The organism is Mesorhizobium loti, assembly GCF_013170705.1.
Taxonomy (GTDB): domain Bacteria; phylum Pseudomonadota; class Alphaproteobacteria; order Rhizobiales; family Rhizobiaceae; genus Mesorhizobium; species Mesorhizobium loti_D.
Genome location: NZ_CP033334.1, coordinates 5,972,718 through 5,994,124, shown reverse-complemented (window position 1 = coordinate 5,994,124; position 21,407 = coordinate 5,972,718). Strand labels below are relative to the sequence as shown.

Annotated in this window: 18 protein-coding genes; 4 read left to right on the top strand and 14 right to left on the bottom strand. The window is 64.4% G+C overall.

The annotated features are described in order from the left end of the window. Window positions 1–19: 19 nt before the first annotated feature. The 6 genes from EB815_RS29425 to EB815_RS29400 form a co-directional block, all read right to left on the bottom strand. Window positions 20–1,165, bottom strand: coding sequence for an extracellular solute-binding protein (locus EB815_RS29425; RefSeq protein ID WP_081294759.1), 1,146 nt, complete (start codon window positions 1,163–1,165; stop codon window positions 20–22). Between the two features lie 14 nt (window positions 1,166–1,179). Then, window positions 1,180–2,340 carry a CaiB/BaiF CoA transferase family protein gene (locus tag EB815_RS29420; RefSeq protein ID WP_056564710.1) on the bottom strand — a complete coding sequence of 387 codons (1,161 nt, stop codon included), beginning with the start codon at window positions 2,338–2,340 and terminating at the stop codon, window positions 1,180–1,182. A 2-nt stretch (window positions 2,341–2,342) separates the two neighbouring features. Next, window positions 2,343–2,894 carry a MaoC family dehydratase gene (locus EB815_RS29415; protein ID WP_056564709.1) on the bottom strand — a complete coding sequence of 184 codons (552 nt, stop codon included), beginning with the start codon at window positions 2,892–2,894 and terminating at the stop codon, window positions 2,343–2,345. A gap of 331 nt (window positions 2,895–3,225) precedes the next feature. Beyond that, complete coding sequence (locus tag EB815_RS29410) at window positions 3,226–4,209, bottom strand: Tim44 domain-containing protein (RefSeq protein WP_056564705.1); 984 nt, start codon at window positions 4,207–4,209, stop codon at window positions 3,226–3,228. 70 nt (window positions 4,210–4,279) lie between these two features. Continuing rightward, on the bottom strand, window positions 4,280–4,579 hold the full coding sequence (locus EB815_RS29405) for a zf-TFIIB domain-containing protein (protein WP_056564702.1): 300 nt from the start codon (window positions 4,577–4,579) through the stop codon (window positions 4,280–4,282). 210 nt (window positions 4,580–4,789) lie between these two features. Then, a complete protein-coding gene (locus EB815_RS29400) occupies window positions 4,790–5,779 on the bottom strand; it encodes a zinc-dependent alcohol dehydrogenase family protein (protein ID WP_056564699.1) in 990 nt (329 codons plus the stop codon). Window positions 5,780–5,881: 102 nt separating this feature from the next. Here EB815_RS29400 and EB815_RS29395 point away from each other — a divergent pair, with 102 nt between their 5' ends. Next, window positions 5,882–6,784: a LysR family transcriptional regulator gene (locus tag EB815_RS29395; protein ID WP_056564696.1), complete on the top strand. Its 903-nt coding sequence runs from the start codon at window positions 5,882–5,884 to the stop codon at window positions 6,782–6,784. Window positions 6,785–6,805: 21 nt separating this feature from the next. Here EB815_RS29395 and EB815_RS29390 read toward each other — a convergent pair whose 3' ends face one another. The 7 genes from EB815_RS29390 to EB815_RS29360 form a co-directional block, all read right to left on the bottom strand. Next, on the bottom strand, window positions 6,806–8,833 hold the full coding sequence (locus EB815_RS29390; RefSeq protein ID WP_081294662.1) for a CocE/NonD family hydrolase: 2,028 nt from the start codon (window positions 8,831–8,833) through the stop codon (window positions 6,806–6,808). Between the two features lie 47 nt (window positions 8,834–8,880). Continuing rightward, window positions 8,881–9,858 carry an ABC transporter ATP-binding protein gene (locus EB815_RS29385; protein WP_065004923.1) on the bottom strand — a complete coding sequence of 326 codons (978 nt, stop codon included), beginning with the start codon at window positions 9,856–9,858 and terminating at the stop codon, window positions 8,881–8,883. Beyond that, a complete protein-coding gene (locus EB815_RS29380) occupies window positions 9,855–10,838 on the bottom strand; it encodes an ABC transporter ATP-binding protein (RefSeq protein WP_065004924.1) in 984 nt (327 codons plus the stop codon). The genes EB815_RS29385 and EB815_RS29380 overlap by 4 nt, the downstream gene beginning before the upstream one ends. Next, window positions 10,835–11,725: an ABC transporter permease gene (locus tag EB815_RS29375; protein ID WP_244493909.1), complete on the bottom strand. Its 891-nt coding sequence runs from the start codon at window positions 11,723–11,725 to the stop codon at window positions 10,835–10,837. Before EB815_RS29375 ends, EB815_RS29380 begins: the two co-directional genes overlap by 4 nt. Then, window positions 11,703–12,650 (bottom strand): ABC transporter permease, encoded by a 948-nt coding sequence (locus tag EB815_RS29370; protein ID WP_056564683.1) that lies wholly within the window; start codon window positions 12,648–12,650, stop codon window positions 11,703–11,705. The genes EB815_RS29375 and EB815_RS29370 overlap by 23 nt, the downstream gene beginning before the upstream one ends. A 52-nt stretch (window positions 12,651–12,702) precedes the next feature. Beyond that, the gene (locus EB815_RS29365) at window positions 12,703–14,262 is read right to left on the bottom strand and encodes an ABC transporter substrate-binding protein (protein WP_065004925.1); all 1,560 of its coding nucleotides are present in this window, start codon (window positions 14,260–14,262) and stop codon (window positions 12,703–12,705) included. A gap of 285 nt (window positions 14,263–14,547) precedes the next feature. Then, window positions 14,548–15,540, bottom strand: a complete 993-nt coding sequence (locus EB815_RS29360) for a dipeptidase (RefSeq protein ID WP_081294663.1) — start codon at window positions 15,538–15,540, stop codon at window positions 14,548–14,550. Window positions 15,541–15,760: 220 nt separating this feature from the next. On the opposite strand from EB815_RS29360, the gene EB815_RS29355 reads away from it, so the two are divergent. Then, window positions 15,761–17,746, top strand: coding sequence for a S9 family peptidase (locus EB815_RS29355; RefSeq protein ID WP_065004926.1), 1,986 nt, complete (start codon window positions 15,761–15,763; stop codon window positions 17,744–17,746). A gap of 16 nt (window positions 17,747–17,762) precedes the next feature. Further along, complete coding sequence (locus EB815_RS29350) at window positions 17,763–19,034, top strand: NAD(P)/FAD-dependent oxidoreductase (protein ID WP_056564674.1); 1,272 nt, start codon at window positions 17,763–17,765, stop codon at window positions 19,032–19,034. Between the two features lie 4 nt (window positions 19,035–19,038). Here EB815_RS29350 and EB815_RS29345 read toward each other — a convergent pair whose 3' ends face one another. Further along, window positions 19,039–19,932, bottom strand: a complete 894-nt coding sequence (locus EB815_RS29345; RefSeq protein WP_065004927.1) for a LysR family transcriptional regulator — start codon at window positions 19,930–19,932, stop codon at window positions 19,039–19,041. 134 nt (window positions 19,933–20,066) lie between these two features. Between EB815_RS29345 and EB815_RS29340 the strand changes: the two genes are divergently transcribed. After that, window positions 20,067–21,401: an aromatic ring-hydroxylating oxygenase subunit alpha gene (locus EB815_RS29340; RefSeq protein WP_162258869.1), complete on the top strand. Its 1,335-nt coding sequence runs from the start codon at window positions 20,067–20,069 to the stop codon at window positions 21,399–21,401. Window positions 21,402–21,407: the final 6 nt, after the last annotated feature.

The following is a 21,407-nucleotide window of genomic DNA, read 5'->3' as shown; positions in this document are numbered from 1 at the left end:
GCCCTTCGTTTGTTTTCGTTCAGGCTCCTTCACCGGCAGCGCCGGATACCTGTGCGAGGGAACTCTCCCGGAACAGGCGATTGAGATCGGCAACGACCTGGGCGGCTTTGTGCCCGGAAGTCATGCCGGAAAGGATGCGGTCGGACGCTGCTTGCTGGAACGCCATGTAGCCGTCATGGCGCGGCCGCACCCATGCGCCCTCGAGCGTTGCGCGTGTACCGCGATAGAAATTGCCGGTCGCGGCGTTGACGGTCTGATCCTCCCAGCCCGCGGCATGACCCGGCTGTCCGCCGGCGGCGGCATACGGGCCGCGCTGGACATCGCCGCTGGCGACCCAGTAAGCGAAATCGATCGCGGCTTCTTTTGCCTGGGAAAAGGCCGACACCGCTATGCCGGTGCCACCAAGCGCCGAGCCGATTGGGCCGTTGGAGCCGACGGCCGGGATGTCTGCAAAGGCAAGCCGGTGCGCGCGAAACCCTGATATCGCATAGGACACATAGCCGTAGATCAGCGGCGCGCAGACGATTTTGGAATCCGCCTCCGCCATACGTTCGGAAACCGCGATCGGGTCCATCTCGAAACAGGCCGGCTCGACCAGCGCGGCGATCGCGCGCATGGCCTCGAAAATTTGGCTGCCGGTTTCGATATCGATGAGATCACCGGAAGGATCGGTGGCGCAAGCGTGTCCGAGATTGCCGGCCAGCGTGTAGAAAACCATCAGCACATGCGGCGGCCTCAACGGCAATAACACGCGGCCTTGCCGGGCGAGATCGAGCACCTCGCTCCAGCGAGCCGGCGGCGTATCGAGCGCATCCGGCCGCCAGCCCTGGACCTGGCTGGCGGCATCGATCGGGAAGGCCCATTGCCGCCCTTGCCAGCTATAGCTCGGATAGGATTGGCCGACGCTGCCCGAAGCGAGCGCGGTGCGCTCCGCTTCGCGGCCGGCGACATCCAGTGGCGCCAGGCAGCTTTCCGCCGTGATCTGGCCGACATGCGGATGGTCGATGACGATCAGGTCGTAGGCGCGGGCCAGCTCCTCGACCGGGAAGGATTCGAAGTCCTGCAGCGAGCGCTTGTCCCACTCGATAGCGACGCCGGTTTTCCGCTGCCAGAGAGACGAGCAGGCAACCATCGGATCATAGCCGCGCGGATGGCTCCAGGTCATGCCCTTGAGCGTGGTCAAAGGCCGAACTCCGCGCGGATCGCCGCGCTGTGTTCGCCGATGCGCGGTGCGGCGCGATCGACCTTGGCCCTGATGCCGTCGACCCTGAGTGGCGAACTGGTGGTGAGGATAGAGACATCGTCCTCGCGTGTCACCGTCTGCAGCATGTCTAGCGACTGAAATCCCTCGCTTGCCAGCATCTCCGGCCAGGTCAGTACCCTGGCGCACCAGATGTCGGCTGGCTCGAGAATGGCAAGCCATTCGTCGATGGTCTTGGTGGCGATCCGTTGCGCGATGATCGCCTTGATGTCGTCGCGCGCGGTGAACCACGAGGCCGGTTTGTCGCGATAGGGCGCCAGCTCATTGAGCGACAGCAGATCGGCGAGTTTCGGGATCGGCGTCATGGCGATGGAGAGATAGCCATCCTTGGCCGGGTAGACGCCATAAGGTGCCGAGAGATAGGCATGCGCGCTGCGGAAGCTCGAGCGTCGCGGCAGGCGGCGGCCGTCATTGAGATGCGTCGTCAGCACCTCGAACTGGAAGTCGACCAGCGCCTCGAGCAGGCTGGTTTCGATATGGCTGCCCTGGCCGGTGATGCCGCGCCGCACCAGGGCGGCCAGAATGCCTTGCGCGCAGGCAGCACCCGCCAGCATGTCGCCGATCGCAAGCCCGAACGGCACCGGTCCCTGGTCCTCGTCGCCATTCAGCCACATCACGCCGGAGCGCGACTGCGCCAGCAGGTCCTGGCCGGGCCGCTTTACCCATGGACCCTCTTCGCCATAGCCGCTGATCGAGGCATAGACGAGCCTTGGATTGATCTTGCGGACCGCCTCATAGTCGAAGCCGAGCCGCTCGATGACGCCTGGCCGGAAATTCTGGATCAGCACGTCGGCCTTGGCCAGAAGCCCGCGCAACGCCTTTAGATCGGCCTCGTTCTTGAGGTCGATGGCGAGACTTTCCTTGGCCCGGTTGATGGCGTGGAAGATGGTGGAGTCGCCACCGATCTCGGTGTCGCTGAGATAGAGCCGGCGCGACAGGTCGCCACCGTCCGGGCGTTCGATCTTGATGACGCGGGCGCCGAGATCGAGCAGCCGGAGCGAGCAATAGGGCCCGGACAGGAACTGGCTCATGTCGACGACGACGAGACCGGCGAGCGGCAATTCGGCTGCTGCCGGCATCCTCATTTCTCCGTCTTGCCGACGAAATCGGCGGGGTTGCGATACTTCACCGTCTGCAGGTGCTCGCAATACAGAACGAGTTCGCCTTCGCCCTTGAACACTTCGTAGCTGGCGCGGATCAGCCCCATCTCCTTGTAGCGGGGCTTCTTGTCGAGGTTGGAGCGGATCGAATAGATCGTGTCGCCAATGAAGACAGGCTTTATGAAGCGGAGCTTGTCATAGCCGTAGGAAAAGGCGTTGACGCAGTTGGTGGCGACCAGCCCGAGGCCCGCCGAAAAGACGAAGGCGCCGGCGATCAGCCGCTTGCCGAAAATGCCTTCGCTCTCGGCGAACATCTGGTCTTGCACGTAGGGGTGGATGTCGAGCACCAGCGTGTTGAACAGATGGCTGTCGCCCTCGGCCATCGTGCGCCGCAAGGAGCGGATTTTCTGGCCGACCGGCCAGTCTTCGTAGAACCAGTTCTCGGCATTCCACACCGGCAAGGCGGCGTGCTCCTCGGGCATGTTCCTCGGGTGCGTCGAGGCGACCCCCACGGTCGGGGCGAAGTCGGTCATGGCTGGCTCCGGCGGTCTCGCAGGAGGCTCCGGGCAACCGCTTGAATACCGCTGAAAGCGCTTGGCTGCACGGCGTCTCCTCCCGTCAATCTTCTTTTGTAAATAGTATTTTCACATATGGGGTTGCGTTGCAAGCGAGGGCAGGCGAAATTTTGACCGGCCCCGCACGCCCAGGCGCAGGCGGGCAGGGAGGAATCATGAGCACGGACTGTCTGGTCTTCGTCGGCAGCCTGAACCGACACCGGACGCGCCATCGAGATCGGCACGCCGATGTGCGTCAGGATCGTGCGCTGAGGGGCTTGCAGCGCCCCTCCGGATGAACTGGCCGGGCTCAGGCCTGCTGTATGGCCGAGAGTTTCCAGCTCGAGCCGTTCTGACGCGTGAATGTCCATAGCTCGGTCGTTTCGGTCGGATGGCCCTCGTCGCCCTCGACGACCTTGCCGCTGGCCCGTTCGCGCATCACGTCGCGAGACTCGTAGCGCAGCGCCGCCGTGGCGTAGTCGCGGTCATCCTCGCGCCAGCTTTCGGCGATGTCGGCCTGCAGCAGAGTGATGTCAGAGACCTCGTTCCTGAGACCTTTCTGGGCATTGTCGGCCAGTTCTTCCGAGAGATAGGACACCATTTCGGGCGTCGTTGCCTGGCGCAGGGCGGCATGGTCTTCGCGCCCGAAAGCTTCCTGGACGTCGGTCAGCAACTGCTGAAACGCATCGAGGTCGCTCTGAGCCAGTGTGATCTCCTCGGAGACAGCAGTGGCCGGAGAGCCTCCGCCCGAACCAAAGCCGGGGATTGAGAACGAGCCTGCCGCCTGCTGCTGTCCCGTTGCGCGGTTCTCAAATCGCGACGCCTGGACATTGCCGGCACCGGCGAGCGCTGGCGCGGGGCCACGCGCGGATTGCGAGCGGAAGAAGCGGATGGCCAGCATGATCGCGCCACCGATGAGCAGGGCCTGGAGCAGGAAGCCGAACATGCCGGCCAGGCCGCCGAAGCCTTGGCCCAGGAGCAGCCCGATCAGGCCACCGATCAGCAGTCCGCGCATCATCGTTCCGCCGAAGCCGCTCATGAAGCCCGGCCTCTGCGGGCCGGCCTGAGGCTGCCGGGCGGCAGGGTTCACGCCGGTGTTGGGCGTCATCGAACGCTCGACCGGAGCGGTCGGCGCCGGAGCGGTCCTTGTCGGCGGCGCCGACTGGAACGTGCGCGTGCCGCGGCTGCCGAAACTGCCGCCGCGCCGCGCTTCGGCATGATCGATCGCGACCATGGAGAATGCGAGGAACAGTCCGGCAAACAGGGTTGCAAATCGGCTGGTGCGAGACATCATCGGAAATGAACCTTTATCGATGTGGTTTTGGAAATTTTCAGCAAACGTCGGCCCGGGCTCCGGAGCCCGGTCAATCGAACAATTCTTCGAAGAATGATTTCTTCCGCTTGGGATAACGGTGACCCTGCGAGCGCGAATAATCGTCATCGCGGCCATGGCCTTGCTGCGGCTGCGAGAAGGCTGCCGGCTGCTGCTGCAGCGCGGGCGACGCCTCCCTGCCGGAACGCTCGATGATCTTGTCGAGTTCGCCTCGATCAAGCCAGACGCCGCGGCACTGCGGACAGTAGTCGATTTCGATACCCTGGCGTTCGCTCATCACAAGCGCGACGCGGCAGGAGGGGCAAACCAGGCCAAGGAGGGAAGATGTCATACGGGGCTCCAAACCGAAAGGATTGAGCCCGCTTGACCTAAAAGGATGGAAACGGGCCCGTTAAAGCGGTCCGACATCACGGTCGCCATTGGCGACAGTCAGAGGGGCCCGGCTCGCACCAGTCAGTTAGGAACGCGGAGCCGCGCCTTCAAGGGCGATAGTGCCGGCCCGGGTGATTTGTTTGCCGTTGCTCAGACCGTCACCACGATCTCAGATCGTCACTACGATCTTGCCGAACTGGTCGTTCGATTCGAGATGGCGATGCGCTTCGACGATCTGGTCGAAGGCAAAGGTCCTGTCGATGATTGGCCTCAGCGTGGCTGTCTCCAGGCCCTCGAGGATGAACGTCTTCGCTGCCTCCAATTTCCTCGGGTCGCCGGTGATCTCGTGGACGAGGTAGCCACGCAGCGTCAGCGTCTTGCCCAGCACGGCAGCCAGGGGAAACGGCGTCGGCTCGCTGCTGAGGCCGCCATATTCGATCAGGATGCCGCCCTTTGACATCGCTGCCGTCAGCGGCCCGAAGATCGGGCCGCCGACTGCATCCAGCACGACGCGCACGCCTTTCGGTCCCACGATTGTGTTCAGCCGTGCGGTGAGATCCTCCTCGGCTAGGGTCACAACTTCAGCCGCTCCGGCATCGAGCAAGGCCTGTTTCTTCGTCGATGTCCGCGTCACCGCGATGACTGCCGCGCCAACCTTGTTGGCGATCTGGATCGCGGCAAGCCCCACGCTGCTTGAGGCCGCGGTGATGACGACGGCATCCCCATCGCCAAGTTTGGCAATGTCGATCAGCGCGCCATAGGCGGTGAGGTATTGCATCCAGACAGCCGCCGCCGTTTTCCAGTCGAGCGACGGTGGGTGCTTGACGAGCAGCGCGGCGGGATAGGTGACCAACTCGCCATAAGCCGGCCAGCGCACCATCGATTGCGGCGGGATGACGCTGACAGCGTCGCCCGGCGCGAAACCCTTCACGCCTTCGCCCACTGTTTCGACAACCCCCGCCGCCTCGAGGCCAAGCCCGGAGGGCAGGGCGGGTGTCTCGATATAGGTGCCGGCGCGCAGCAGCGCTTCGGCGCGATTGATGCCGAGTGCCTTGATACGGATTTGAACCTCGCCCGGAGCCGGTGGGGAGAGGTCGACATCCTCGATGCGCAGAACCTCGGGACCGCCATGCTGGTGGAAGCGGACAACACGTGCCATTCGGGTTACTCCAAATTATCTGAACCGAATGAGCTATGCAGATAAAGGTTTCATGGATAAATGGGCGTAGTGATAAAGCAGTAGAAACCAAGGGTTTCGAATATGGATCGACTCGAGAGCATGGCCGTGTTCGTCAAGGCGGCCGATCTTGGCTCGTTCGCGGCTGCTGCGGTCGCGCTCGACCTGTCCGGACCTATGGTGGGCAAGCACGTCCGCTTTCTCGAGGAACGGCTGGGGGTGCGCCTCATCAACCGCACCACGCGCCGTCAGAGCCTGACCGATTTCGGCCGTGCCTATTACGAACGCTGCCGGGTCGTGCTGGCCGAGGCGGAGGCCGCCGACGCGCTGGCCGCCGACCAACTCTCCGAACCGCGCGGAAAACTGCGCGTCACCATGCCGGCGCATTTCGGCCGCCACTGCGTCACCCCCGTGCTGCTGCAACTGGCACGGCAATATCCGATGCTGGAACTAGACCTGTCGCTCAGCGACCGCTTCGCAGATCTTGCCGAGGACGGCTACGATCTCGCCATCCGGACCGGCGATCTGGACGACAAGGCTGGCGTGATCGCGCGCCGTGTCGCGCGCCAGGGCATGATCGTTTGCGCGGCGCCCTCCTATCTGCAACGCCATGGCGAACCGCGGCGGATCGAGGATCTCGCCGACCATCAGGCAATCGTCTATCGCCGCCTCGGCCAGGTCGTTCAGCCCTGGCTGTTTGCGCGTGAAGGGCAAACTGCGCGGGAGATCGTGCCCAGCGGCCGGCTGCGGCTCGACGATCTCGATGCCATCGCCGATGCTGCGGTCGAAGGCATGGGGCTGGCGTGGCTGCCCTGGTGGCTGGTGCGCGAGCGCATTCGAACCGGTGCGCTGGTGGCGCTGTTGCCGGACCAGCCGCGCTATCCCTACGACTGCCACGCCCTTTGGCTGCGGACGCCGCATCTGCCGCTCAAGGTGCGGCTCGCCGTCGACGCGCTGGCGGCCGCCTTGCCGAAATTGATGGCGTGATCGCGAGCCGTGCCGGGCCTCTCAGTTGAGGTCGCGCGGATACTCCTTGACCTCGCTCCGGTCGACGACCACCTCGTTGCGATCATGCGCGGTGATGTGGGTCTCGATCCGCCAGACATCGCGCAGCGCGCGCACCGTCGCCTTGACCGAAACACGCGCTTGCCAGTCGCCTCTGCCGTAGGATTTCTCCCATGTGCAGGTGCCGACCGCCGTGTTCGGATCGTCGGGGTGGATGGTGAAGCGGTCGACATGCCTTGCCGAAAGGGTCATTCCCGTATGCGGGTGCCGCACCGTGCCGCCGTCATTGATCACCTGGTAGACGGTTTCGCCGGTGACCTGGTCGGTCGACACCGAGCGCTGGAAGCCGTCGCCCTTGGCCAGCACCTCCTGCTCCATCGGGCTGGCGCTCTCCGGGCCGAGAAATGCTCCCAGCGTGTCATCCAGCTTCTGCGGCGCGCGCACCGGCAGGATCAGCCGGCTGCTGCCGCAATGGATCGACAGCGTCGCCTGTTCGGCCGTGGGGAAGACGATCGGCCAGTGCGACGTCGCAAGCGCCAGCCGGATGCGCTCGCCGGCCTCGAAACGCTGTCCGCAGCAGCGCAGCTTGATGCGAACTGTCTCCGCTTGCCCTGGCACCAGCGGCTCGATCTCCAGGTCGCCGTTGCGATGGCTGAGGTTGAGGATGCCGTAGCTGACGCGCGAGGCCGCACCGTCCGCGAACACCTGCGACAGGGTGGCGGAGAGGAGCGCGACTGGTTTGTCGGAGGCGAGCTTGACCTCGAACTCGGGGAAGCCGAGGATCTCGACCGCTTCGGTCAACGGTGCCGTCTCGAAGATCAGGGCGTTGCCTTCCTCGCTCCGCTGGTCGACCGGCAAGGTCGGCATGACGCCGTAACCACACCAGGCACCTGAAGACAGTCCGGCCGTCTGTGGCGATGAAATCTCCAGGATCGCGTTGTCGCCCTTGGCCTCGCTCAACACATGGGGAGCAAGGTTCAGCACCTTTTGCCCGACGCCCGGCCCCGGCCAGGAAGGCTCGGCCACCCAGCGGCCGGGCCGCTCATCATAGATCGCGGCCGGCCGCGCCGGATCCTGGATCCAGGCGCGCAGCATCGGCTCGTCGGCAATGCCGGTGTCGATCCCCTTCAGATACTGGTCCCACCAGCGCAGGCATTCCTGCAGGAAGCCCATGCGTGGGCCGGGCATGGCGAAGTGGGGATATTTGTGCCCCCAGGGGCCGATCAGGCCCTTGCGGGGACCGGGCAGGTTTTCCAGCATGCGGAAGATCGGGTTGGGGTAGCCATCGGCCCAGCCGCCGACGGCATAGACCGGAATTTCGACATCGGCATAGTCCTCGCAAATCGAGCCATGCTTGTAGAAATCGTCGCGGCGCTGGTGTTCGAACCAGTCCTGCATCCATATGCCGTTGCCGTTCAGCCGCTGCTCCCACAGGTCACGCCAGCGGTCGCCGACGATCAGCGGATCAGGAGGCGTCATGGCGATCGCCCAGGCCGTCGTTCCCCACATCAGATTGTCGCACATCATGGCGCCGCCGAGGTAATGCACATCGTCATTGTAGCGGTCGTCGGTCGAGCACAGCGAGATGACAGCTTTCAGCGCCGGCGGGCGCCGGGCGGCGACCTGCAGCCCGTTGAAACCACCCCAGCTGATGCCGATCATGCCCACGCTGCCCGAGCACCAGGGTTGCCGGGCCAACCATTCGATCACCGCCAGGCAGTCGTCCTGTTCCTGCTTCAGATACTCGCCCTTGCACAGCCCTTCGCTGTCGCCCGAGCCGCGCATGTCGACACGCACGCCGGCATAGCCGTGCCCGGCGAAATAGGGGTGCGTCAGCGCATCGCGTTCCACCGTTCCGTCGCGCTTGCGATAGGGCAGGTATTCAAGGATCGCCGGCACCGGATCGGCGTCGGCGTCTTCCGGTAGCCAGACGCGCGCCGCCAGCTTGATGCCGTCGGGCATCGGAATCCAGAGGTTCTCGATCTCTCGCACCTTGCGCGGAAAATCGGTGATGACGCGGATATCTTGCATGCGGCTCCTCTCGACGCCCCGGCCAATAGTTGTGCCGAGGGCTGTCCTTATGTGTTCAGCGGGAAATGGCAGGTCAGACGGCTGTCGCCCACAGCGGCCGGGATAGGGGCATCGACCGCGCAACGGTCCCGTGCTTGCGGGCAGCGTGTATGGAATTCACAGCCCTTCGGCCGCGCCAGCAGCGACGGCACGTCCGCCGGTAGGGTGATGCGCTGGCGCATCCTGTCGGGATCGGGCTCCGGATTGGCCGATAGAAGTGCCGCCGTATAGGGATGGTGCGGCGCGCGGAAGATCGCTTCGGTCTCGCCCTGTTCGACGAAACGGCCCAGATACATCACCGCCATGCGGTCGGCGATCTGGCGCACGACATGCAGATTGTGGGTGATGATCAGCATCGACAGGCCCATGCGGTCGCGCAGATCGTTGAGCAGGTTCAGCACCTCGCCCTGTACGGAGACATCGAGGCCAGCCGTCGGTTCGTCGGCGACCACCAGCACGGGATCGAGCGCGATCGCCCGCGCGACGCCGACGCGGCGTGCCTGGCCGCCGGACAGCTGGTGCGGAAAGCGGTCGGCGAACTCGCGCGGCAGCCCGACCAGCGTCAGAAGCCGCGTGACCTCGGCGTTGAGATCACGGTTGGAGAGCCCATGGATGACGAAGGGCTCCGACAGCAGCGACCGCACGCTGAGCCGTGGCGACAGCGACCCGATCGGATCCTGGAACATCATCGGCATGCGCCGCCGCACCGGCTTCATCGCGGCGTTGGAGAGACCCTGCAACTCCTGTCCTTCGAACAGGATCGTGCCCGATTTGACGGGCTGAAGACCATTGATCGTACGTGCGAGAGTGGTTTTGCCGGAGCCGGATTCGCCGACCAGCGCGAAAGTGGTGCCGCGCTGCAGGTTGAAGCTGACACCGGAGACCGCCTCGATCTCCGTGGCGCGCCCAGCCAGCCTGGCGGTCAGCCCGCCAACCCGGAACGAGACGCGTAGATCGCTGATGCGGAGCAGGTCGTCGGAGCTCATGCGCTCATCACCACCAGGGGAACGTCCGCGTGCCAGCATCGGGCGATGTGGGATCCGCCAAGTGGAGCGTTGGGAGGTGTCGTCAGGCATTGCGCGTCGGCGCGGTCGCAACGCGGCTGGAAGACGCAGCCGCTCGGCCGCCGGCGCAAATCCGGCAAGGTTCCGGCGATGGTCGGCAGGCGGGCGACCCGTTGCGACAGCCGCGCGGGATCGCAGGCGAGCAGCTTTTGCGTATAGGGATGACGCGCATCATGGAAGATCTCGCGGGTCGTGCCGCTCTCCACCACTTCGCCGGCATACATGACGATCATCTCGTCGCAGAGTTCGGCGATAACCCCCAGGTGATGCGAGATGAAAAGCACCGAGCAGCCGATCTCGCGCTGCAGGTCCTTGAGCAGCTCGATAGTGGCCACCTCCAGCGTCGCGTCGAGCGCGGTGGTCGGCTCGTCGGCAATCAGCAGCGCCGGTTCCATCATCAGCGCCATGGCGATGGCGATGCGCTGCTTCATGCCGCCGGAGAATTCGTGCGGAAACTGCGCCAGCCGGCTTTCCGGATCGGGAATGCGGACCTTGCGCAGCATGGCGACCGAGCGCGCGTCCTTGTCCCGTTTCGATAGGCCTGAGCGATACTGGATGTCACGCATCTGCCGTCCCACCGAAAGCACGGGATTGAGCGCGCCCATCGGATCCTGGAACACGGTGGCGATCCTGCGGCCACGCAGCCCGCGCATCGCGGTCGCGTCAAGCCGGGTGAGGTCCTTGTCGCCTTCGAAGACGATCTCGCCCGACGATATCTTGCCATTGTCTGCGAGCAGGCCCAGTATGGCGTTGATCAGCGTCGACTTCCCGCAGCCGGATTCGCCGACCACGCCGACGCTGCGGTTGGAGGGTACGCAAAAGCTGACGTCTTTCAGCGCCTCCAGCCGGCCGCTCTCGGTGTGGAAGGCAACGCTGAGATTCTTGACCGCGAGAACCGTCATGACCGCCCCTTCAGCCGGGGATCGAAGAGATCGCGCAAGGTCTCGCCGAAGAAGGTGAAGCCGAGCGTGGTCAGCACGATCGGCAGGCCGCCGGCGATCACGATCCAGTAGGAATCACGGATGTTGGCGAAGCCGTCATTGAGGATTGCGCCCCAGCTCGGGGTCGGCGGCCGCACGCCAAGCCCGAGGAAGCTCATGCCGGCCTCGATCGCCACCACCACGGGGATGTCCATCGACACCAGGATCAGGATCGGGCCGATGATGTTGGGCAGGATATGGACGCGCAGGATGCGGCCGGCGCTTGCGCCCATCGAGCGCGCCGCCATGACATGTTCGGCGGATTTGAGCACCAGCGTCTGGGTGCGGATGATGCGCGCATAGCCCGGTACGTTGACCAGCATCACCACCAGCACCACCGCATAGAGCGAGGGCCCGAACAGGGTGACCAGCGTCAGCGCCAGCATGACGGTCGGGAAACTCTTCACCGCGTCGAAGATGAGCAGCAGCACATTGTCGAGCCATCGCGGGCCATAGCCGGCGATCAGGCCCAGCACCACCCCGACAATCAGCGACACAAGGGTTGACCCCAGCGCGATCATCAGCGCGACGCGTCCGCCGTAGAGAACCCGGGTAAAAAGATCGCGGCCTAGATGGTCGGTGCCGAGCAGGTGCAGAAGGCTGGGCGAGGCGAAGCGCTCGGCTGGCGAAATCTTGCTCGGCGTATAGCTGGTCAGGACACTGGCGAATACAGCCGAAAGCACCACCACCGCAACCAGCGTCAGGCCGATGGCGCCGAGCGGCTCGCGCATGATGCGGCGCACGGTGCGCCACACGCCGCCGAGGCGGCTGCCGCGAAAGGACAGCTCAGTTGAAACTTGATCTGACACGGGGATCCAATAGGCCGACCAGTATGTCTGCCGCTACGTTGACGAGGACGAAGAAGACGGTGGTGACCAGCACGGCTCCGGAGACGATGGGGTAGTTGCGCACCGAAATCGCTTCATAGACCAGCTTGCCTATGCCGGGGCGGGCAAAGACGATTTCGGCGAAGACCGAAGACGACAGCATGTGGCCGATGCCGACGCCGAGCAGGGTGATGGTCGGCAGCACGGCGATGCGCAGCGCGTAGGTGTAGATGATGCGGTGTTCGGGCAGGCCGAAGGCGCGCGCCGTGCGGATATGGCTGGCCTCGAGCGTCTCCAGCATCGAGGCGCGCACCATGCGCGAGATATAGCCGATCCAGCCAAGGCCGACCGCCAATGACGGCAGGATGAGATGCTGAAGCTGGCTGGCGAGGTTTCCGGGGTCGCCGGCACCGATTGCCGGCAGCCATTGCAGGGCAACGGCAAAGACCAGTAGCGAATAGATGGCGACGACGAAGGACGGCACCGCGATCATCGCCACCGATAACACGCCGATCACCTGGTCGACGAAGCCGCCGCGCCGCACCGCCGCGATGCAGCCAAGCGGAATGCCGAGCGCCACCGACCAGGTGATGCCGCCGATGATGAGCGCCAGCGTGAACGGGAGTTGCTCCATCACCACGTTCAGCACCGGGCGGTCGGACAAGACTTCCGTGCCGAGGTCGCCATGCAAGGCTGATCCATAGAAGTTCACGAATTGCCGCCAGACGGGCTGATCCAGGCCCATGCGCTCGCGCAACGCCTCCTTCATCTCCGGCGTCGCGCGTGGTCCCAGCGCGACGGACGCCGGATCGCCGGGGATGAGGTAAACCATGGCGAACATCATCATCAGCGCGAAGCTGATGATGATGGCGCCCAGCCACAGACGCTTGAGGGCGTAGCGGATCATGTCATTACCCGTCGGAACGTCTCCGGCGGGGGCAGGCCCCCGCGGGTCGATGTCATGCCGGTTTGAAATCGGTGAACACCGGTTCACCGTTCGGCTTCAGGCCGGCCGCGACCGAGTCGCGATACATGACGCCGGTGACTTCGTGGGTGAGGAAGACGTAGTTGCCGTTCTCCTCCATCAGGTCCTGCAGCTTCTTGTAGATGACGTCGCGCTTGGCCGGGTCGAGTTCGACCATGCCCTCGGCATTGAGCTTGTCGAATTCCTCGCTGGAGAAACGCTCCCAGTTCCAGACGCCGATCTGGTCGCGTGTGAACCACGCGGTGGCCCAGCTTGGGTCCGGCTGCATGGAAAAGCGGCTGATGATCATCTGCAGCTTCTTCCAGTAGTCGCCTTCCTTGGCGCCGAGCGTCCAGAAGGTGCCGCTGTCGTTCTGCTTGATCTCGACGTTGAGGCCGACATCCTGCAGGTTCGACTGCACGACCTGAGCGGCGGTCAGGCGCTCGGTCTTGTTGAGGATGTCGAGCGTGATCGTTGTGCCGGCAAGCCCCTCCTTGGCGATCATGTCGCGAGCGCGGTCCGGATCGTAGTCGAAAAGGTTCTTCTCGCGGTGGCCGGGCAGGCCGGGCGCGATGATGCCGGTCGCGGTGGCGGCCGCGCCGAAATAGGCCGCATCGACGACGGCCTTGCGGTCCACCGCATATTGCACCGCGCGGCGCATGTTCGGATTGTTGAACGGCGCGACATCCTGGTTCATGCCCAGCCAGACAAAGGCCAGCGACGGCTTCTCGACGACCTTGGTCTTCGGCGGCGGCGTCTGTTTCAGCCGCGAGATCGAGGAGACCGCGGTCCAGGTGTAATCGAGATCGCCGGCCTCGTAGCCGAGTTCGCCTGTCTTCTCGTCCTCGATCGGATGGATGTGGATTTCGGCAAAGCCGCCCGGCTCGTACTTCCAGTCAGGGTTGCGCACCAGCACCGTGCGCTGCTTGGGCAGCCATTCCTTCAGTATGTAGGGGCCCGACTGCGCAACCGGCTTGACGCCCAACTTGCCGCCGAGTTCGGTGATGGCTTTCTTCGACAGGATGGTCCCGGACGGCGTCGGCAAGGTGGATGTCCACAGCGGCGCGAAGGCCTGCTTGAGATGGATGATGCCCGAGAGCTTGTCCTTGACCTCGACCTCCTTGAGCGTCGCCCAGTCGCCGGCATAGGGGCTCTTGTTGGCCGGGTCGGCGATGCGCTCGATCGAGAATTTGACGTCTTCCGCCGTCATCTGACCATAGCCGTCGGTGAAGCCGATATTGTCGCGCAGTTTGAAGGCGACCGTCATGGGGTCGAGTTGCGTGATCGTCTCCGCCGCCATCGGCCGCCAGCCCCAGCTCTCGCCAGGCGTGGTGACGACGAGGCCGGCGAAAATGACGCTGGTGATGTCGCCTTCGGGCGCGGCCAGCCGGAAGCAGGGGTCGAGCGTCTGGATGTCGGCGTATGAGCGCACCTTCAGGATCGGGCCATCGGCCGACCAGGAGATTTTTGGATTGACCATCGAGGCAAGACCAAAGGCTCCGGCTCCAGCCAGCAGGCCGCGTCGCGAAACCCTGGTGTCGGTCAAAATGGACATGCTCTACCCCTCTGCTGTTTTAATTGTCGTGCTTGATCTGCTGGCTTTTTCGAACCGCGCCGAATTTATTGGTCAGCTAAAACTGCTAGGGATAGACATGTATGTCTAGCGAAAATTTTGCTGGCATGTTCGAATCTTGGATATGGCGCGTCTTGCGCAAAATTCCGATATCCGATCCGCCCCTGCCGGCACTCGGGCGGGGGGGGCGAGATGCGATCGGCCCCCCTGGCAAGCTGGCCCGCCGGTCGGCGGAAGCAAGAGCTGAAGCGCAGCCCGTGTTCTCGACTACTTCCAGATCTCGCTCGCGAGCCGCATGAAATTGCCGCCCATGATGTCGCGCACCGCATGCTCCGATTGGCCACGGCGCAGCAGCACCTCGGCCAGTTCGCGCATCTGGCCAGGGGCCGAGTAGGTCGTGGCACCTTCGGGATATTCGTTCTTGGGCCAGAATTGCGGGTTGTCGGAGATGATGCGGTCGATACCCTTGACGTCGACCGGGAAGGCGTAGTCCAGCCCTATGCCGACATGGCGCGGGCCGATCAGATCGACGAGATATTCGATGTGGTCGGCCAGCCTCTCCGAATCCGTCCGGCCTTCGCCGAGGAAACGATTGAGCCCGACGATCGCGACAATGCCGCCAGTGCGTGCGCAGGCCTTGATCTGATCGTCGGTGATGTTGCGGCCGTGACCGCAAAGCGCCTTGGGGTTGGAGTGCGAGAAGATGACCGGCCGGTTGGAATACTCCATGACCTCCATTGAAGTGCGGTAGCCGGTATGGGTGACGTCGACAAACATGCCGAGACGGTTCATCTCGTCGATGACCTCGCGGCCGAACGCTGTCAGGCCGGTCTCGACGTCGTGGCAGCCGCCGCCGGCAAGATTGTTCCTGTTGTACGCAAACAGGATCTGGCGCACGCCGAGCTGGTGGTAGAACTCCACCATCTCGATGCGGCCGTCGAGCGCGTTCATGCCCTCTATGTCGAACGTGATCGCGAGTTTGCCCTCGGCCTTGGCCTTGCGGATTTCCGCGACCGAGGAGACGAGGGTGTAATGCTGGGAATTGGAAAGGATCCAGTGGCGGAAATTCGCCAGCGTCCTGACGGTCTGCTCCCAGGGCAACAGATCGAAGCCGACGTCGATCGACAGATAGTCGATGCCGGCATCGCGCCAGATCTGCAGATTGTTCAGGTCCGCCGCCGGATCCGGCATGAAGCCGGAATGCGCGTCCCAAATGATTTCACTGTCAAAAATTGCCCGGGCGGCATTCGAAACGGTCACTTTTTCCTCGCTCTCTCGGCAGTACCAACATCTCGGAACGCCGGATCAATCAGCGTTCCGGTCGCATGATCCAGATGCAGCGCCTATCAACTATCAGGCCACAGACACATGTGTCTAGACAGCTCCGATTGAGCCTGTATGGTCGCCGTCGTTGCCATCAGGTCAGTGCGGCGCGGCTCCGCGCGGTGGTGTCCGCAGCGCATGATTATGAGGGTATCCGATGCAACGGGATTTTCGCTCCTCGGCGGAATTCGAAGCCGTCCATGGCTTCTACAGCGATCTTCTTGGCGCCCCCGGCCACGTCTTCGGCGGCCGCTCGCTGTGCGGCCATCATGGCGCGGGACAACTCCATTTCATCGGCCAGAGTTTCGAAGGAACGATCGAGGATGGACCCGCGAGCAGGCTCTACCAGGTCGCACGCGGTGGCGGTCCGCTCAAACGTCTGAGCGAAAGGGAAGCGCGGCAGATCCGTTTGTCGCCTGACGGGGCGCGGCTGGCATTCGCCTGCCAGGGTGACGGTCCCGCGGCGGACCTGATCGAGATATGGTCCGACAGTGTCGTTGTCGCGAGCGCCGCCTTGCAAGGGCGCATCGAACAGCTCGACTGGTCGCCGGACGGCAAGAAACTTCTTCTGGTGGTTGCCGGAACCGCGGCCGACCTTGCCGGTATCCACGGCGGCTATGCCCAGAAACAACAGGCGGAAGCCGTTGCCTGGCTGCCCGAGGTTCGGCTGGGCGAGGGCGAGGACCTTTGGCGCCGCATATGGATCTGGGATATCAAGGGTGCCGCCCGCCCGCTCACCGCCCCGCCGCTGAACGTCTGGGAAGCGAGCTGGTCCGGCAACGGCAGTATTGTTGCCCTGGTCAGCGACGATCACAGCGAGGGCAGCTGGTACAGGGCGCATCTGGCGCTGGTCGATGCCGGCTCGGGCTCCGCGCGGACGATCCACACGCCAAAGGACCAGATCGGCTGCGTCAGGGGCGGTCCGGGCGGCGACAAGGTCGCCTTCGTCCAGGCATTCTGCAGCGATCGCGGGCTGGTCGCGGGTCTGCTTTCCATTCTCGATCTGAAAACCGGTGCGGTTGTAATTGCCGACACGCCGGGCATCGATGTGACATCGGTCGAATGGCGTTCGGCAACGGTCATCCATTTTGCCGGTGCTGGTGGCCCAGAAACCGTGAGCGGCGATTTCTCGCTCGACCGTGCGGTCGCGACGCAACATTGGGCGTCGCGCGAACTCACCCATGGCGAGTGGGTGCCCGCGTCTCATCCGATCGGGGACAGGGGCTCGCTGTTCATCGCTGAATCCTGGTCGCGCGCGCCGTTCCTGGCCGAAGAGACGGATGGCTCCATTGTTGAACTGGCCTCGCTGGCCGCGCCCGGTGCCGCCAAGGCGATGGCCGCCTGCGGTATGGTCGAGCCCTTCGAATGGCCGGCGCCGGACGGGCTGACGATCCAGGGCTGGCTGGTGCGGCCGTCTGGCGCGACGGCCCCGACGCCGCTCCTGGTGGACGTTCATGGCGGGCCGGTTTCGGCGCACCGCAACCGCTGGCTTGGCCGTTCGCGCGCCGGCGCCATTCTTGCCAGCCGCGGCTGGACGGTCCTGTTCCCGAACCCGCGTGGCAGCACCGGGCGCGGCGACGACTTTGCCCGTGCCGTCAAGGGCGACATGGGCGGCGCCGACTCGCAGGACATCATCGGCGGGGTCGACGCGCTGGTCGCGCGCGGGCTGGTCGATGCCGCGCGCGTCGCCGTCACCGGCACCAGCTATGGCGGCTTCATGTCAGCCTGGCTGCCCTCGCAGAGCGACCGCTTCGCCGCGGCGGTGCCGATCTCTCCGGTTGGCGACTGGTATAGCCAGCACCGCACGTCGCAAATCCCTGAATTTGACGAGATCATGCTGACGACGTCGCCGTGGCAACCCGGCGGCGAGTATTTTGCGCGCAGCCCCGCGTTCCACAAGCAGAAGAAGATCGTGCCGTCGCTGATCATGGCCGGCGCTATCGACAAGAGCACACCGCCGGGACAGGCCGAGGAATGCCATTTCGCGGCCCTGAGGTCCGGAGCGCCGAGCGCTCTCGTCATCTATCCGAAGGCTGGGCACAGCCTGCGCGGTTACCCCGAATACATCGACAGCGCCGCGCGCATCCTGTGGTGGCTGGAAAGACATATCGGCCCCGCCGGGGCGGGACCGGGCCATCAGTGAAGGGAGAACAAAATAGATGAGCACAAACGGCAACCACACCGGAGGCGGCAACCGGCATATCGCCGTGATCGGCGGTGGCATCATCGGCTGCAGCGCGGCCGTGCATCTGCTGCGGTCCGGCGTGCGCCGGGTGACCATCATCGATGCGGGTCAGCCGGGCGCGGCGACCACCGGCGCCGGTGCGGGGTTCGTCTCCCACTGGTCCGCAGGCATGATCCCGCTCGGCGAGGAAGGCTTTCAGCTGCAGCAGTATGGGCTCGATTTCTATCGCCGGCTGCACGAGGTCGGCGTCGAGATCGGCTACCGGCCGAACGGCACCTTGATCATGGCGCTGACCGAGGATGGACGCGAGCGCTTCGTGCGTCCGGTGCTGGACTCTCCCTACGCGCCGCCGGAAATGCAGGATCTGAACGCCGCGCAGATCGGCCAGAAGATGCAAGGCCTGATCGATCCGGCGCGCGTGCACTCGGCGGCTTACAACCCGCACGGCATCCAGCTGGATACCAGCCTGGCGATGAAGGTGCTCACCGGCCAGATCGGCGAGCTTGGCGGTGTCTTCCGCAACGGGACGCGCGTCACCGCCATCCAGGATGCGGGTGACCGGGTGACGATCGAAACCGACCAGGGCAGCATTGAGGCCGATGGCGCGATCGTTGCCGCCGGCGCCTGGAACAACCAGGTGATCGCGGGCCTTGGCTGGCAGCTGCCGCTGCTGCGGGTCGTCGCGACGCGCATCGTCACCGACAACAGGGGGTTGCCGTCAACGATCCCGACAGTCCAGTGCCGCGAGTTGCGGCTGTGGCTGCGCGAAACATTCGGCGCTGTCATGTGGGGCACCGGGCGGCACTATCAACCTCTCTACAAAACGGCCGACAGCGACATCGAACCCGGTCAGCCGCACAATCTGGAACTCATGCAGGCGACATCCGAGCAAGAGCTTGCGGAATTGCAGACGATTTTCCCGCCGCTGCGCGGTTCGAAGATCGCGAGTTGGGCGCAAGGCGTGCCGTGCTACACACCTGACAACAGCCTCGTGGTCGGCAAGGTCCCGGGCAGCGACAACGTCGTGATCGCCGGCGGCGACAATGAGAGCGGTGTCACCCATGGCCCGGGCCTTGGCCGGCTCGCCTGCGAACTCGCCCTCGGTCAGGCCCCGTTCGTCTCGCCCGGACGCTTCCGTGTCGACCGTTACGCTTCCGATGCCTTCAAGTCCGAAGCCGAGGTCGAGGCCGCCATGCCGGCCTGGGGCGCGCGCCACGACGCCTCAAGGTTTGGCCGCGAAGCCTGATCCCTCAGCTGGTGCCGACGCTGCCAAGCAGCGCATGCGCCACCGACCTGACCAGCGGACCGGCATTCTTCCGCGTCACGATGTGGAAGGAGCCGGCGTGGCGACGCGAGGCCTTGGTCAAACGAATGAGCTGGCCGCGGCGAAGCTGTTCATCGGCGAAGCCGGCCCAGGCCAGCGCCGCGCCGCGCCCGGCGATGGTCTCGTGTATCATCGACATATAGCTCGTGAACCTGGGCCCCTCGAGCTTGCGGTCGGTTCCGATCCACGATTGCCAGCTGTCGATCGCCCTGGGCGGCGTCGCCTGATGCAGCAGCGGCACGTCAAGGAAAGTCTGCGGCTCTTCCGTCGCAAGCGCCGGATGCCGGGCCAGGAAAGCTGGCGCGCAGACGGGATACCATTCTCCGTCGAACAGCTTTTCGGTAACAAGATCAGGCCATTGTTCGGGCTCGCCAAAGCGGATCGACAGTGCCACTTCAGGCTGGTCGAAATCCCTGTAGTCGTTGGATGTCTGCAGCAGCACCCGGCCTTCGGCGACAAGCGAAGTGATCAGGCCGAAGCGGGGCATCAGCCACGCTTGCGCCAGGTCATGGCTGCAGCCGACGACGAATGTGTCGCTGTCGTGCTCGGTCAGCTCCTCCACCGCTTGCCTGATGGTCGTCAGCCCTTCGCGGATCGCTTCGGCCAGCGCCATGCCGGCTCCGGTGATGGCGACGCGGTTGCCCTGACGCGTGAACAATTCGACCGAAAGTTGCCTCTCGAGATTGGCGACGTGGCGGCTGACCGCGGATTGCGCGATGTTGAGTTCCTGCGCGGCGGGTGTCAGGCCGCCATGCCGCGCGGCCGCCTCGAAGGCGACCATGGCGTTCAGAAGCGGAAGTGACGTCTTGAGGGTCTTCACGATTCGAGCCCGGTTCTGCCTTCATGCCTTTTCGATATGAAGGTCTACCATTTCTGTATTTGCCGCAACCGTTTTGGCATCGCAAACTCTATCGAAACATCATCCTAACGCCAGCGTGCAGAAAGGTGTTCGCCGTGCAGGCCAACACACCGAACAGCCAGCCCATCGATCGAAACGAGATTGTCCGCCTGATTGACCGGCAGCGTCAGGACTGGTCGCTGGAACAGGCTTTCTATACAGACCCGGCCATCTTCGCGCTGGAGCGGGATCTGTGGTTCCCGCGCCAATGGGTGCTTGTCGCCCATGCCAGCGAAGTGCTCGAGAAAGGGCGCTACATCGTGCGTCAGTTGTTCGACGAGGAGATCATCGTTGTGCGCTTCGGTGACGGCGAGGCGGACATCGCGGCCTACTACAACGTCTGCACCCATCGCGGCTCGCGGCTCTGCACCAAGGATGGCCGCGGCAAGCTTCTGGTCTGTCCCTATCACGCCTGGTCGTTCAGGCTGACCGGCGAACTGCAGTCGCGGCAGGATCTTCCGCCAAGCGTGGACCCGGAAGCGCTCGGACTGCATCGCGTGCCCTCGAAATGTTTCGGCGGCCTGGTGTTCTGTGGCCTGGACGCCAATTCCTTGCCCGACATCGAGCCTGTCGCGGCGGGGCTGACGGATGGGTTGCGCGAAAACGGCCTCGACCAGGCGCGCATTGTCGCCCGCAAGAACTACCTGACCAAGGCGAACTGGAAGCTGGTGCTCGAGAACTTCCTCGAATGCTACCATTGCCGGCCGGCGCATCCCGAATATTACCGCGTCAACGGCCATGTCAAAGTCACCGCGACCCGCGATGCCGACAAGGCGGTCGAATGGCAGAATGAAATCGAGGCGTGGCACAGCGTCATCGGCGATGCCGAATTCCACAAGGGCGCATGGCAGCCGGGCGACCTCGACACCATGCCGTTCGCCATGCACCGCAAGCCGATCGGCTCGGGCCGCAACACCTTGTCCAACACGGGCGAGGGGGTCTCGTGCCTGATGGGCGGCCGCAGCGCCTATGATGGCGGCGAAAGCGGCTTCCGCCTCGGGCGGCTGTCCTTCGCCAGCGCTGCCAACGACTATGTCACCCTGTTCCAGATGATACCGCGCAATGCCATGGAGACCGACGTCATCCTGACTTGGCTCGTCGACAAGGACGCCGATCAGGACGTCGATGCCGACGCCATCAGCTGGATGTGGGACGTGACCACGGTACAGGACAAGAAGATCACCGAGGACAATGCCGACGGCATCCTGTCGCGCGCCTATAGGCCTGGCCCTTATACGCCGCTGGAAAGCCAGACCTCCTTCTTCGTGCAGACCTATCTGTCGGAACTGCGCTCGCTGATCACCGGCACGCGCGGCGCACCGGCCAGCCAGTGGTCCGCGCCGGCGCAGCTCTTTGCATCGCCCAAGGCGGCTTGCTCGACGCGCCTTTGACCCGCG